The organism is Micromonospora yasonensis, from assembly GCF_026013475.1.
Classification (GTDB): Bacteria; Actinomycetota; Actinomycetes; order Mycobacteriales; family Micromonosporaceae; genus Micromonospora; species Micromonospora yasonensis.
Map to the genome: position 1 here is coordinate 1 of NZ_JAPDPH010000191.1, position 13,235 is coordinate 13,235.

At 73.6% G+C, this 13,235-nt stretch carries 13 protein-coding genes and 1 pseudogene; 11 read left to right on the forward strand and 3 right to left on the reverse strand.

Annotation, left to right across the window (positions count from 1 at the left end; genetic code table 11):
• The coding region (locus ONA70_RS28055; RefSeq protein ID WP_265009489.1) for a glycosyltransferase family 39 protein at nt 1-597 on the reverse strand (597 nt) is incomplete at its 3' end.
• Nucleotides 598-851: 254 nt separating this feature from the next.
• Here ONA70_RS28055 and ONA70_RS28060 point away from each other — a divergent pair.
• From ONA70_RS28060 to ONA70_RS28070, 3 genes are all read left to right on the forward strand, one after another.
• Nucleotides 852-2,051, forward strand: coding sequence for a hypothetical protein (locus tag ONA70_RS28060; RefSeq protein WP_265009490.1), 1,200 nt, complete (start codon nt 852-854; stop codon nt 2,049-2,051).
• A 130-nt stretch (nt 2,052-2,181) separates the two neighbouring features.
• Complete coding sequence (locus tag ONA70_RS28065) at nt 2,182-2,937, forward strand: alpha/beta hydrolase (RefSeq protein WP_265009491.1); 756 nt, start codon at nt 2,182-2,184, stop codon at nt 2,935-2,937.
• Nucleotides 2,934-4,253, forward strand: coding sequence for a cytochrome P450 (locus ONA70_RS28070; protein ID WP_265009492.1), 1,320 nt, complete (start codon nt 2,934-2,936; stop codon nt 4,251-4,253). The genes ONA70_RS28065 and ONA70_RS28070 overlap by 4 nt, the downstream gene beginning before the upstream one ends.
• A gap of 191 nt (nt 4,254-4,444) precedes the next feature.
• Here the strand turns inward: ONA70_RS28070 and ONA70_RS37030 are convergent.
• Nucleotides 4,445-4,627: pseudogene (locus ONA70_RS37030) on the reverse strand (HAMP domain-containing protein); the annotation flags it as partial.
• Between the two features lie 338 nt (nt 4,628-4,965).
• Here ONA70_RS37030 and ONA70_RS28080 point away from each other — a divergent pair.
• Both ONA70_RS28080 and ONA70_RS28085 read left to right on the forward strand, forming a co-directional pair.
• Entirely contained in the window at nt 4,966-5,475 is a 510-nt protein-coding gene (locus tag ONA70_RS28080; protein WP_265009493.1) for an FBP domain-containing protein, read from the forward strand.
• A 75-nt stretch (nt 5,476-5,550) separates the two neighbouring features.
• Entirely contained in the window at nt 5,551-6,600 is a 1,050-nt protein-coding gene (locus tag ONA70_RS28085) for a zinc-dependent alcohol dehydrogenase family protein (protein ID WP_265009494.1), read from the forward strand.
• Here ONA70_RS28085 and ONA70_RS28090 read toward each other — a convergent pair.
• A complete protein-coding gene (locus ONA70_RS28090; protein ID WP_265009495.1) occupies nt 6,559-8,019 on the reverse strand; it encodes an amidase in 1,461 nt (486 codons plus the stop codon). The two genes, ONA70_RS28085 and ONA70_RS28090, sit on opposite strands and share 42 nt — an antisense overlap.
• 254 nt (nt 8,020-8,273) lie before the next feature.
• Between ONA70_RS28090 and ONA70_RS28095 the strand changes: the two genes are divergently transcribed.
• The 6 genes from ONA70_RS28095 to ONA70_RS28120 all read left to right on the forward strand — a co-directional run.
• Entirely contained in the window at nt 8,274-8,684 is a 411-nt protein-coding gene (locus ONA70_RS28095; protein WP_265009496.1) for a septal ring lytic transglycosylase RlpA family protein, read from the forward strand.
• Between the two features lie 14 nt (nt 8,685-8,698).
• On the forward strand, nt 8,699-9,295 hold the full coding sequence (locus ONA70_RS28100) for a cell wall protein (protein ID WP_265009497.1): 597 nt from the start codon (nt 8,699-8,701) through the stop codon (nt 9,293-9,295).
• Nucleotides 9,296-9,367: 72 nt separating this feature from the next.
• On the forward strand, nt 9,368-10,234 hold the full coding sequence (locus tag ONA70_RS28105) for a MauE/DoxX family redox-associated membrane protein (RefSeq protein ID WP_265009498.1): 867 nt from the start codon (nt 9,368-9,370) through the stop codon (nt 10,232-10,234).
• A 200-nt stretch (nt 10,235-10,434) separates the two neighbouring features.
• Complete coding sequence (locus ONA70_RS28110) at nt 10,435-11,850, forward strand: aminopeptidase P family protein (protein WP_265009499.1); 1,416 nt, start codon at nt 10,435-10,437, stop codon at nt 11,848-11,850.
• Entirely contained in the window at nt 11,826-12,065 is a 240-nt protein-coding gene (locus tag ONA70_RS28115) for a hypothetical protein (RefSeq protein WP_265009500.1), read from the forward strand. The genes ONA70_RS28110 and ONA70_RS28115 overlap by 25 nt, the downstream gene beginning before the upstream one ends.
• Nucleotides 12,066-12,502: 437 nt before the next feature.
• Nucleotides 12,503-13,235, forward strand: a 733-nt coding sequence (locus tag ONA70_RS28120; RefSeq protein WP_265009501.1) for a condensation domain-containing protein, incomplete at its 3' end; no start/stop codon positions are given.

Sequence of the window (13,235 nt, forward strand, 5' to 3'; positions counted from 1 at the left end):
ACGCCACCGGCTCGGCCGGTCCACGGCCGACACCAGCATCAGGGTGGCGAGCGTCGCGGCAAGCAGGGTCAGCGCGTACGGCTGGGCTTCCTGGGCGTACCGGGCCGTGGTCGGCAGCAGCGCGAAGATCAGGCCGGCCAGGAGGCCGGTGCTCGGCGCGAACACCCGGGCCGCCACCACGCCGACCAGCGCCGCGGCCCCGATCATGGCCAGGACGGACGGTACGCGCAGGGCGAGGTCGGACGTGCCGAACACCTCCGCCCACGCGCGGATCAGCAGGTGGTACGGGGTGACCAGGCCATCGCCGGAGGACAGCGCCGACCAGTTGTCCCGCCAGGACGAGGTGGCGCCCCGCCAGGTAGCCAGTTCTGCCGCGTCCAGGCCGGGTGTGCCGGCCCGGAGGGCACCGAGGAAGCCCATCAGCAGCGCCGGCACCAGCCACGCGGCGGCCCGCCAGCGCGGGGTGCCGGTCGCCGGATGACCGGGAGTGGCACGCTCTCCTCGGTGGTCGGCCGGGAGGTCCTCGTCCCAGGGGTCCTCGATGCCGACCTCCACCGGCCCCAGCCGGGGCAGGACCATGGTTTCCGCGTCCTTCATCGTGACTCACGCTTCTCCGTGCCTGCGACGCCAGCGGCCCAGCCACCGCCATGGCTGGATGACACCGAGGAGCCTAATGAGCAGAACTCGACATAACGCCCATATCTCCCGAAAGGGGCACGACCGGGCAGGCCCCTCGCCCACGTCCGACCTGCCAACCGCCCGGGTCGACCTTTCCGACAAATTCACCGACGTCGTGTCCACCATGCGCGGTCACCGTTGTACGAGGTGTGACGGCGATACGGTCAGCCATCGTGCCGGGTGCCGGGACCGGCCAGGGCGAGCAGCAGGTCCGGTGGGCGCGACGCGAGAACGACCGCCGGCAACAGGCGTACGAGGCGGCAGCCGAGGCCTGGCGCCGACGCGAGGACCAGCTGGTCCGGCTGCGGATCGAGGCCGCCGGCTTCCTGGGCTGCACCGAACCCCGCAGGGGTCTACCGGTGGAGTTCGCCGACGACGAGGTCGTCTACCGCGTGCTGCCGACCGCGGAGCTGGTCGAGGCGCAGGCACGGCACCTCAGCGGGCTGCCCCCGCCCGCCCTGGCGCTCGCCACGACGCCCGTTGACGCGCCCGGCCGCCCGCTACCGGCCGGCCTGCGGGTGGTCGACGCCGGCATGGTGGTGGTGACCAACCTGCGGGTCGCCTTCGCGGGGCGAGCCGGTCGGCGCGAGTGGGCACACGCCGACCTGCGGGGGCCGGGGCACCACGCCGACATCCCGATCACACTGCTGCACACCGCGGACGGCCGTCGCCCGGCGGGCCTGCGGGTGCCGCCCACGGCGGCCGTGAACTTCCGCTTCTACCTGACCCTCGCCTTCGCCACCGCCACCGGGGAGCGCGCGGCCGTCGCCCGTCAGATCGACACCCTGCTGGCGGCGCACCGCGACGCCCGGCCGATGCCCCCGTCCCCGGTGGTGCCCGCAGCGGCCCCCGCGCCCCTGCTGCGCCCGGAGCGCCGGGCCGCCGCGGCCGCCGTCGCCCTCGCGGTGGCCATCGGCGCGCTGGCCACCGGGGCGGTGAACGCACCGGCCGACGTGCCGCCGTACCGGGCGGAACCGGAAGCGAGCGGAGTCGCAGCCAGCCCGGACGGCCGCGCCGTGTTCGGCGGCGGGTTCCCGAGCACGCCGGCCAACCCCACGGACGGCGAGAGCCCGTCGCCGACGGTGGCGACCACGACCCGGCCCACCGGTGGCGGTTCCGAGGTGGACGGCCCGATACGGCGAGACGTGCGGGCGGGGAATCCATCCGCCGCACCGGTCGCGGTGCCCCCGGCACCCGCGCGAACCGCCGACGCCAGACCGACCATCGTGGCGCCACCGGCCACGACGCCACCGCCGCAGGCCACGCCCGCGCCGAGCGGTCCGCCATCCTCGGCCGATCCCCCGGTGGTGGTGCTCTGCCTGCAGCCCCTCCAGCTACCGCTCGTCGGATCGCTGCTGTGCCCGGGACCATGACGGCCGCGCGCCGCCGCCGCTCTTCCGTTCGGTGCGCGGGCCGACTACGGTCGCTGTCACACCGCCAGTGTCAATGGCTGTCCGGGCGTTCACATCGGTCGCAGCGGCGCGACAGCGGAAGGGGTCGGTCATGTCGATCAGCCACATCAGCGTCGGTCACGGGCCGCACAAGGTGCTGGCCCTGCACGGGTGGTTCGGGTCGGCGCAGGGCTGGGGCGCGCTGCCGGAGCTGATCGACACCGAGCGCTTCACCTGGGCGTTCCTGGACTACCGCGGATACGGCGCGCGCACCGAGGCGGCCGGCGACCACAGCATCGCCGAGATCTCCCACGACACGCTGGAACTCGCCGACTCCCTCGGCTGGGACACCTTCTCGGTGGTCGGGCACTCGATGGGCGGCAGCGCCGCCCAGCGGGTCCTCGCCGACGCGCCCGACCGGGTGCGCCGCCTCGTCGGGATCAGCCCGGTCCCGGCCTGTGGGGTGCCGTTCGACCTGCAGAGCTGGGCGCTGTTCGACGGCGCGGCGGCCAACCCGGGCAACCGGCGCGCCATCATCGACCTCACCACGGGCAACCGGCTGTCCGGCCACTGGCTGGACGAGATGGTCCGGTTCTCCCTCGAACACTCCACCCGGGAGGCGTTCGGCGCGTACCTGAGCGCCTGGGCGCGTACCGACTTCACCGACGAGGTGAAGGGCAATCCGGTGCTGGCGCTCGCCGTCGTCGGCGAGCACGACCCGGCGCTGGGCGCCGACACGATGCGCGAGACCTGGCTGCGGCACTACCCCAACGCCCGGCTGGAGGTGCTCGCCAACGCGGGGCACTACGCGATGTACGAGACCCCGGTGCGGCTGGTCACCGTCATCGAGGAGTTCCTCGGGCAGTGAGCGTCGACCCGGCGCCCCTGGTCGACCCCCGCACGTACGTCGACGGCGTCCCGTACGACCTGCTCGCCGAGCTGCGCGCGGCCGGCCCGGTGGTGTGGGTCGAGGAGCCGCCGCTGCTCGGGCTGCCCGGTGGGCCGGGCTTCTGGCTGGTGCTGCGGCACGCCGACGTGACGGACGTGCTCAAGCAGCCGGGGCTCTTCTCGTCCTGGCTCGGCGCCACCCAGATCCGCGACCCGGCCAGGCCGGAGGATCTCGGCTACGTACGGCGGATGATGCTCAACATGGACCCGCCGGCACACGGTCGGCTGCGCCGGCCGGTCGCCCGCTCGTTCACTCCCCGCGCGGTCGCCGCGTTGGAGGCGTCGATCCGCGCGAACGCGGTGGCGCTGGTCGAGCGCGCACTGGGCGACGCGGACGAGGGCAGCTGTGACTTCGCCCGCGACCTCGCCGCCGACCTGCCGCTGCTGACCCTCGCGGACGTGCTCGGGGTGCCGGAGCCCGACCGCTGGCTGCTGTACGACTGGTCGAACCGGGTGATCGGCTTCCAGGACCCGGACTACGCCGTGTCGGCCGCGTTCGATCCGTGGGGCGGCACCGGCGCGGCCCGGGAGGCGCTGCGGCACCGCCCGGTCCCGGACGCCGACGGCCGGATGCCGGACCCACGGACCCGGGCCGGGCTGGCCGACCTCTACGCGTACGCGCACCTGCTGGCCAAGTCGAAGCGCCGCGACCCGGGGCCGGACGTCATGTCCGTCCTGCTGGCCGAGCAGGGCGACGACCGGCTCTCGGTCGACGAGTTCGAGAACATGTTCTGGCTGTTCGCGGTGGCCGGCAACGAGACGATCCGCAACGGCCTGCCGGGCGCGATGATCGCGCTGCTGGAGCACCCGGCGGAGCTGGCCCGGCTACGCCGCGACCCGGCCCTGTTCGACACCGCCGTCGACGAACTGCTGCGCTGGTGGACGCCGGTGATGGTGTTCCGGCGCACCGCCACGATGGACACCACCATCGCCCGCGTGCCGGTGCGGGCCGGGGACAAGGTGGTGCTCTCGTTCGCCTCGGCCAACCGTGACGAGCGCGTCTTCGCCGACCCCGACCGGCTCGACCTCACCCGCCACCCCAACCCGCACCTCGTCTTCGGCCACGGACCGCACTTCTGCCTCGGCGCGCACCTGGCCCGGTGCCAGCTCCGCGCGCTGTTCGAGGCGCTGCTCGCGCGCACCACCGAGATCACGTACGCGGGCCCACCCGCGTACCTGCGCTCGAACTTCCAGCGCGGGGTGAAGCGCCTGCCGATCCACTGGCGACGCCGCTGATCAGGCCCCGGCCTCGCGCAACTGCCCGTCGGCCAACCGCAGCCACCGATTCACGCCGATCGCCGCCAGGAAGCGCTCGTCGTGGCTCACCACCAGGAAGGCGCCCGGCATCTTGCCGGCCTCGACCTTGGACAGGTCGAGGATGTCGTTGATGAGCTGGAGCAGGTCGGTGCCGGCGGAGTGGATGACCGCATCGTGTTGATGGTGTTCTTCAACTCCAGGATCTCGCCGCGCACGTCAACGGTGATCTTCTGCGACAGGTCGCCCCGGGCCACCGCCGTGGCCACCTCGGCGATGTCCCGCACCTGGTCGGTGAGGTTGCCGGCCATCGCGTTGGTGCCCGACACGCCCGGCACGTCCGCCTGGCCGCCGGCATCCCGTCGACGCGCGACCGCCTGTTCGACCACCGCAACCGCCTGATCCGAAACCGTCGGACGGCATGCCCGTCCAACACTTGACCTCGGGCAAGTATGCACAGCCGTCCCATCCTCCACATCGCAAGGAAGGTCTGGACAACCCGCGGGCGCGCCAGCGGTTACGGCGCCCGCTAACGCGGCCGCGTCACTGCTTCGGCGGGGCCAACCAGGTCTGGCACCTGCCGGCCTGACCCGACCGGCGGCAGGTGACGCCACTCACACATCTGGCCGGAGACCCGCGCGGCGCGGCCGAAAAGCGGGTGACCGCCGGCAGGGGGCCGATTAGCTTCCGCAGGATGCAACCACTCGAGGAGAAGGACATCCGGGAGTCCTTCGTCAACTGCAGCAAGGGCGAGGCGAGCCGGATCCGGATGCCCGCGGGCTTCGCCGAGGGCAGTGTGCCCTGGGCCGATCTGGACTTCCTCGGCTGGACCGACCCGGGCGCCCCGCTGCGGGCGCTGCTGGTCGTGCCCGGCGAGGACGGCCTCACCGGCGTCGTGCTGCGACGGCCGGAGGCGGCCAGGCCGAACGCGTTGCGGTCCAGCATGTGCCGGATCTGCCTGACCGATCACACCTCGTCCGGGGTCGCGCTGTTCGTCGCGCCGCTGGCGGGGCCCGCCGGGCGCAAGGGCAACACCGTCGGCGAGTACATCTGCGCCGACCTGGCCTGCTCGCTCTACGTACGGGGCAAACGGCAGCCGAAGATGCGGCTGGTCCGCCGGCAGGAGACCCTGACCCTGCAGGAGCGGATCGACCGAACCATGGCCAACCTGGCGGCCTTCACCAACCGCGTCGTGGTGGGCTGACCCGCCGACGAAGGGCCCGCGCCGGGCGGGGGTGGGCGCGCGCGGCGCTGACCCGGGCATGTGAGGATGCCGCCCATGCGTGCCGTGATCTTCGACGAGTTCGGTGCCCGACCGCAGGTCCGCGACGTCCCGGATCCCGTACCACCGGCCGGGGGTGCGGTCATCCGCGTCGAGGCGACAGGGCTGTGCCGCAGTGACTGGCACGGCTGGCAGGGACACGACCCCGACATCCGCCCGCCACACGTGCCGGGGCACGAGTTCGCGGGGGTCGTCACGGCGGTCGGTGCCGGCGTACGCCACTGGCAGCCCGGCGACCGGGTCACCGCGCCCTTCGTCTGCGCCTGCGGGCAGTGCCCCGCCTGCCTCGCGGGCGACCAGCAGGTCTGCGAGCAGCAGACCCAGCCCGGCTTCACCCACTGGGGCTCGTTCGCCGAGTACGTGGCGGTCCGGCACGCCGACGTCAACCTGGTCCGGCTCCCCGACGAGCTGGACTACCCGACCGCGGCGGCGCTCGGCTGCCGCTTCGCCACGGCGTTCCGAGCCGTGGTCGGCCAGGGACGGGTGGCCGCGGGCGAGTGGGTGGCGGTGCACGGCTGCGGCGGGGTGGGGCTCTCCGCGGTGATGATCGCGGCGGCGTGCGGAGCGCGGGTGGTGGCCGTCGACGTGGCCCCCGGCGCGCTGGAGCTCGCGCGGAGCTGCGGGGCGTCGGTCTGCCTGGACGGCAGTGCCCGCACCGGGCCGGGCGAGGTGGCCGCAGCCGTCCGGGAGGCGACCGGCGGCGGCGCCCACCTGTCCCTCGACGCGCTGGGCAGTCACGCCACCTGCGTCGCCTCCATCGAGAGCCTGCGCCGGCGCGGACGGCACGTGCAGGTCGGCCTCCTCCCCGCCGCCCAGGGCCGCCCGGCCCTGCCGATGGAGCTGGTCATCGCGTACGAGCTGGAGCTGCGCGGCAGCCACGGCATGGCCGCGCACGCCTATCCGGAACTGCTCCGGCTGGTCGCCGCCGGGGTGCTGCGCCCCGGCGAGCTGATCACCCGCACCATCGGCCTCGACGAGGTGCCCGACGCGTTGGCGGCGATGGACCTACCCGCGCGCGGCGGAATGTGCCTCATCCAGCCCCGGTGAGCCGTCGCCGTCCGCCGACCGCACCGGGTCGATCGGGGTGACGAGGCCGTGGGCGTCCTCGACGGCCTGCGCCGCCGCGAGCGCCGTGAGGTCACCGAACCGGCGGGCGGTGAACTGCGCCCCGACCGGCAGCCCGTACGCCGTCCCGCAGGGGACGACCGCCGCCGGCAGGCCCAGCAGGTTGGCCGGCAGCAGCGGCCTGAGCAGGTCGAGGGCGGTACGCAGCCCGTCCAGCGAGGCGATGTCCGCGTCGTGGCGGGGCGGCGGGGTGGCGCCGGCCGGGGTCAGCAGCACGTCCCAGTCCGAGAGGAACCGGTGCCAGTGCAGCTCCGCCGCGTGGCGTTCGAGGTGCATCATCGTGACGGTCGCGCTGTCGAGCGGCGGAAGAAGCTCCTGGGCGTACGCGAGGTAGGCCTTCGAGCCCGGACCGATCACCCCCTCCAGGGCCGGCAGCAGCACGCGGAAGTCGTTCATCAGCAGCGCCGCCCAGAGGTCGCCCGTCCGCTCGTACCCCGTCGGCGCCGCCTCCTCGACGATGTGCCCGGCGGCGGCCAGGCGGTCGCCGGCTGCCCGGACGGCGGCGGCGATGGCCGGGTCGACGTGGCAGCCGGCCGGTTCGGCGGCGACCGCGATCCGTAGCCGGGCGTCCGGACCGGGGTCGGCCAGGGTGACCGGCAGGGCCAGCGGGTCGCGCGGGTGCGGCCCGGCCACCGCCAGGAGCCCGGCTCGGAGGTCGGCGACCCGCCGGGCCAGCAGGCCCTGGGCCAGCATGAGCTGGTAGGTGATGAGCGCCTCCTCCGGCGGGATCGACGAGGCGTGCGGCACCACCCCGGTCGACGGCTTGACGGCCACGATCCCGCAGCGGTTCGCGGGTTCCCGGACCGAGCCGCCGACATCGTTGCCCACGCCGAGCGGGGACATGCCGCTCGCGATGGCGGACGCCTCGCCGCCGCTCGACCCGCCCGCGGTGACCTCCTCGTGCCAGGGGTTGTGCGTACGACCGTGCAGGGACGAGTCCGTGTGCGCGCGTACCCCGAAGTCGGGCATGTTTGTCCGCGCGAACGGGATCGCGCCGGCGGCCCGCAGCCGCTCGACGACCGGCGCCTCGCGCGGTGCGAGCGCCTGGCCGAACGCGGCGGCGCCGTGGGTGGTCGGGCAGCCGGCGACGTCGATGTTCTCCTTGACGGTGATCGGCACGCCGTGCAGCGGACCGAGTGGCGCCCCGTCAGCCACCGCCCGGTCGGCGGCGATCGCGGCGGCAGTAGCGCTGTCGTCGAGCCGGGCGACGACGGCGTTGAGGTGGCCGTTGACCTGCTCGATGCGCGCCCGGAGCGCGTCGAGCACGGCGATGCTGGTCGTCTCCCGGTTCCGGATGGCGGAAGCGATCTCGAGCGCTCCCAGTTGCCAGAGTTCGGTCATGCGCGTCCTCCCTGCGTCCGGGCCGGCCGGCGCGCACCGGGTGCTGCCCGTCCGGTTACGCGTCCACCCGGAACTGTAGACCGGCAGCCACGGATTGGATACATCTCGCCCGTGATCGGATGCATTCGCGTCGAGTCTGATCCAGGTAGGAATTCTTCAGCCAAGGCGTTGACGCCGGTGAATATCCTACATAACAATTGCCATCTATATTGACAGCTATCGCTGTCGATCAGATGCGACGGGAGGAGGTATCCATGGCAGCTCTACGCGGCGAAATGTCGTGGTTCTGCTGCGGCACCGCCTGGGGCCCCTGCGGCACCGCCGGAGGCGGGGCCTGTGGCACCTGCAAGTCGGGCAACTACCAGCACGCCTGGCCCAACACGTCGGACGCCTGTTTCTCCATCACCCGCCCCGACAGCTGCGGCGTCAGCATGAGTCGGCGCGGTTGCGGCTTCCGGCACTACACCACCAACCTCTGCACCGGTGCCCGGGTCGGCACCACGATCGCCGACTGCGGGCCGCAGACCGATCTGTTCTGCGGCGAGACCAGCTGCTGCGGCTCGGCCTGCGGCAGCAACCGCATCATCGACCTGACGCCGGCGGCGTTCAGCGCGATCGCCAGCCTGTCCAACGGGCTGCGGCCCTGCTCGGTCGACATCGTCTGAACAGGAGAACAGCCATGCCACACACCCTGGACCGTCGACGGCTCCTCGCCACCGCCGCCCTCGGCGGCGTGGTGGGCGCCACCGGGCTCGGCTCGCTCGCCCCCGAGGCGGCCTTCGCCGCCGAGGCGCCGGCCGTGGAACCCGGCGCACCGGACCCCAACTTCGTCGAGGGCCGGATCAGCAAGATCTCCGGCCACCTGCTGCTGGTCACCGGCTCGGACACTGTGCTGCACTCGATCCGGATCACCAGCGGCACGAGCATCTGGAAGCTGCACCCGACCACGTTCGACCAGGTGGCGATCGGCGACGGGCTCTACGCCCGCGGCGTCCGCCTGCCCGACGGCACGCTCGCCGCGGACTCCGTCTGGGTCAACATCGTCAACCTCCACGCGCACATCACCTCGGTCGGCCGCAACGTGTTGCACCTCGACCACCAGGGCCGGCGGATCGTCGCGCACGTCGTACCGGGACGATCCGCCGCGGTCTACAACGGCACCCCGGCGGTCAGCGACCTGTCGCTGCTGCGGGTCGGCCGGCACGTCCAGGTGCTCGGCGCCTGGCACCCGGACACCAACGAGATCAGCATCGCCACCGTCTACGCCGCCGCCTGAGCGGCGACGCCCGGGCGTCGCGAACCCGCCGCGCCCGGGCGTCGCCCACCGCCAACCCGAGGGGGAGAAACCATGATCGACACGATCGCGGCGCTGCAACCACCGGTCCTCGGTGCGGTGCTGATCTGGTCCGCGCGCGTCAAGCTGTTCAGCCGGCACGCCGCAGCCGCCGCCCACCGGTCGGCGCTCACCCGGCTGATCGGGCAGCGCCGGGCGCTGCCCGCGTACCGGCTGCTCGGCGGGGTCGAGCTGACCCTCGGTGCGCTGCTCCTGCTGCCACCCGCCCTGCGCCTGGAGGCCGCCGCCGCGACCTTCCTCGCGCTCGGCTTTCTCGCCTACCTGACGTACGCCCGCCGGGCCGCGCCCACCTCCTCGTGCGGCTGCCTGAGCGCCCGCCAGACTCCGGTTTCCGGCCGCAGCCTGGCCCGGGCCGCGCTGCTGGTCACGGGGGCCGGGCTGGCCTGGCTGATCCCCGGCGACTGGCCGGGCACCCTCACCGCCCGACCGCTGGCCGGCGGCGTCCTGCTGCTCGTGGAGGCGGCGGCGGTGGTGGCGCTCTCCCCCGAACTGGACGCCGCCTGGCTGCTGCCGCTGCGCCGGCTACGCGCCCGACTGACCCACCCGCTGCGCGGCGGCTCCGGTCTCCCGCTACTGGCCACCCTCCAGCAGGTCCAGCTCAGCGACACCTACCGGCGGGTGGCCCCGCTGCTCCGCTCCGACGTACGGGAACACTGGGACGACGGCGACTGGCGCTTCGTCGGGCACGCCGCGCTCTACCAGGGACGCGCCGTGACCGCGGTGTTCGCCACACCCCTGGCCGACCGCGATCCGGACACCGTGCGGGTCGCCCTGGTCGACGACACCACCGGCCACACACTGCTGGCGCTGGCCGGTACGCCGAAGCCGGCCGGCCCCCAGCTCGACGTCGTACCGGCGTAGCCCGGATCGGGCGGGGTTGACGCGGCGGCCTCCGGCCGCCGCGTCAACGCGTAGGGGTCCCGGGGTGCCCGGGTCAACCCGGAGGTTCCCGCTACGGCTGATCCGCACCTCTTGACGGCGCAGCGGACCATGCTATGGTGCCATGTAACATATTACTGGACCGCTCGCCCCCCGCCCGTTCGCGTTGAGAAGGAAGCCGTGTGACCCGCTCCGACCTGAACACCGGTAGCCACGACCTGCCGGTCAGCCCCGCTCTGGCGGAGTTCATGCTGTCCGGCTGGGCGGACGGTGAGCAGCACGACCTGCCGGCCGACGACGTCGCCGGGTGGACAGGGCCGCGGCGGGCGCGACTGCACGCCCGGTTCCCCGGCGAGCGGCTGGTGATCCCGGCCGGCGGCTTCAAGCCCCGGTCCAACGACCAGCACTACCGTTTCCGGCCGCACTCGGCCTACACCTGGCTGACCGGCGACCAGTCCTCCGACGGGGTACTGGTGGTCGAGCCGGACGGCGAGGCGACGCTGTTCCTACGGCCCCGCTCCGACCGGCGCAGCGGCGAGTTCTTCCGCGACCGGGTGTACGGCGACCTGTGGGCGGGCCGACGGGCCACCCTCGGGGAGAGCCGGCGGCGGCTGGCGGTGCCGACCCGGCACCTGGCCGAGTTGGAGTCGGCGCTGTCCGGAGGGGCTGTCCCGACCCGGGTGCTGCGCGGCGTCGACCCACGCGTCGACGCGCTGCTCGCCGACGCGGCCGGGCCGGGCGACGCCGAGTTCGCCGCGGCCCTGGCCGAGCTGCGGCTGGTCAAGGACGCCTGGGAGATCGGCCAGGTGGAGCAGGCGGTGGCGATCACCACCCGCGGGTTCGAGGACGTGGTACGGGCGCTGCCGGCGGCGAAGCGCACCTCCGAGCGGTACCTGGAGGGGGTGTTCTGGCAGCGGGCCCGGCTGGAGGGCAACGACGTCGGCTACAACTCGATCGTGGCCGCCGGCCCGCACGCGGCGACCCTGCACTGGATCGACAACGACGGCCCGGTCCGCGACGGTGACCTGCTGCTGCTCGATGCCGGCGCGGAAACCCGGTCGCTGTACACCGCGGACATCACCCGGGTCCTCCCGATCTCCGGGCGGTTCAGCCCGCTGCAGCGGGACCTGTACGAGCTGTGCCGGCGGGCCAACGACGCCGCGCTGGAGTGCCTGAAGCCCGGCGCCGAGTGGCGGGCATTCCACCGGGCCGCGATGACCGTCCTGGCGTACGGGCTGGCGGACCTCGGGGTGCTGCCCTGCTCACCCGACGAGGCCCTGGCGGAGGATTCCGGCCTCTACCGCCGGTGGACCCTGTGCGGCTCGGGCCACATGCTCGGCCTGGACGTGCACGACTGCGCCGCCGCCCGGGCCAGCACCTACCTCGACGGGCGGCTGGAGACCGGCCACGTGCTCACCGTCGAACCGGGCCTGTACTTCCAGCCCGACGACGAGCTGATCCCAGCCGAGTTGCGGGGGCTGGGCATGCGGATCGAGGAGAACGTGCTGATCACCGACGACGGGTACCGGCTCCTCTCCGACGGCCTGCCGCGGCAGGCGGACGACGTCGAGGCGTGGATGCACCGAATCGCTTCCTGACCGTTGCGGACGTCGTCGTCATCGGCGCTCGGGCCGGCCTGGCGGTGACCGCCTCCCTCGGCCGCCCCCTGCCCTGGTCGAGCGGGCGGCCGGGCCGGCTGCGGCCGGCCCGGCACCGGCTGCGGCGCTTCGCGGCGGTGCTGAACACGGTGCATCCCGTACCGGCCGGCCGATCACCCTCGGTGACCTGGCGACCGATGTCCCCGACTGAATGAGGCGGGCCGGACGCGACGGCGGGTGGTCGCCCGCAGCCTCCGTCCGGGCAGACAGTTATGACACCAGCCGGCGGAGAAATAGACGAACGTGCAACGCCGTCGACCGAACGCATCGACGGCCGGCACGATCCGGGGATCCCGGCAAAGATCATGAGTGTCAAGATGTGACGAGCCCTGCTCATCGAGTGATCTGCATCTGTCGCATGAACGGCTGTTCACGGGGCTCGGCACGGGTAGCTTCCGAACCAGCGGGGTCATCCCGCCGGCCGGGCGTGCCAGCACGTCCCGGGCCGCACCCGCGGCCGCCAGGCCGATCTGACCCAGGTCAACCAGCCGTCATCGACAGATGAGGGCTGCTGAACCACGAGCAACTGATGGCACGGGCCGGCGCGTCGGGGGGCGCTCCGGCCGATGCCGGCGCATAGGAGACAGACGCAATGACCGACGTCCTGAGGTCCCGGCAGACGGCACCCGTCGCGCCGCGTCGGGTCGACGCCGACCGCGCCGCCCGGACCGCCGGACCGGTCACGGCCTCGTCCGAGCAACGCCAGATGTGGTACCTCAGCCGCCTCGACCCCGAGCCGGCCAGCTACCTGGTGCCGCTGGCGTACCGGCTGCACGGGCCGCTGGACGTGGCGGCGTTGTCGGCGGCGCTCGACGGGCTGGTGGCCCGGCACGCCGCCCTGCGTACCACGCTCACACCCGGTGACGGTCCGGCGGGGCCGTCGGGCGCGGACGCCACGCCGGACGGCGCGGCACCGCACCTGGTCCAGGTGGTCCAGGAGCCGCGCCCGGGGCTGCTGCGGGTGCACGACCTGAGCGGGCTGCCCACCTGGCAGCGCGACCAGGAGCGGCAAGCCCGGATGCACGCCGAGACGCGTACCCCGATGGACCTGGAACGGGGACCGGTGCTGCGCGCCACCCTGCTGCGCTGCGCGCCGGAGGAGCACGTACTCCTGCTGACGATCCACCACGTCGCAGTCGACGAATGGTCGCTCGACATCCTGCACGAGGAGTGGGCGGAGCTCTACGCCGCGCACCGCGCGGGGCGGCCGGCGGACCTCGGCCCGGTCGAGGTGGACTTCCGCGACCACGCGGCGTGGCAGCACGACTGGCTCGGCGGCCCGGAGGCGGCCGCCCAGCGCGAGTACTGGCGCGGCCAGCTCGCCG

Coding starts and splice junctions, on each gene's coding strand:
- ONA70_RS28090 (WP_265009495.1), bottom strand. CDS start 8,019: ATGACCGAACTCTGGCAACTGGGAGCGCTCGAGATCGCTTCCGCCATC.
- ONA70_RS28065 (WP_265009491.1), top strand. CDS start 2,182: ATGTCGATCAGCCACATCAGCGTCGGTCACGGGCCGCACAAGGTGCTG.
- ONA70_RS28085 (WP_265009494.1), top strand. CDS start 5,551: ATGCGTGCCGTGATCTTCGACGAGTTCGGTGCCCGACCGCAGGTCCGC.
- ONA70_RS28105 (WP_265009498.1), top strand. CDS start 9,368: ATGATCGACACGATCGCGGCGCTGCAACCACCGGTCCTCGGTGCGGTG.
- ONA70_RS28095 (WP_265009496.1), top strand. CDS start 8,274: ATGGCAGCTCTACGCGGCGAAATGTCGTGGTTCTGCTGCGGCACCGCC.
- ONA70_RS28080 (WP_265009493.1), top strand. CDS start 4,966: ATGCAACCACTCGAGGAGAAGGACATCCGGGAGTCCTTCGTCAACTGC.
- ONA70_RS28100 (WP_265009497.1), top strand. CDS start 8,699: ATGCCACACACCCTGGACCGTCGACGGCTCCTCGCCACCGCCGCCCTC.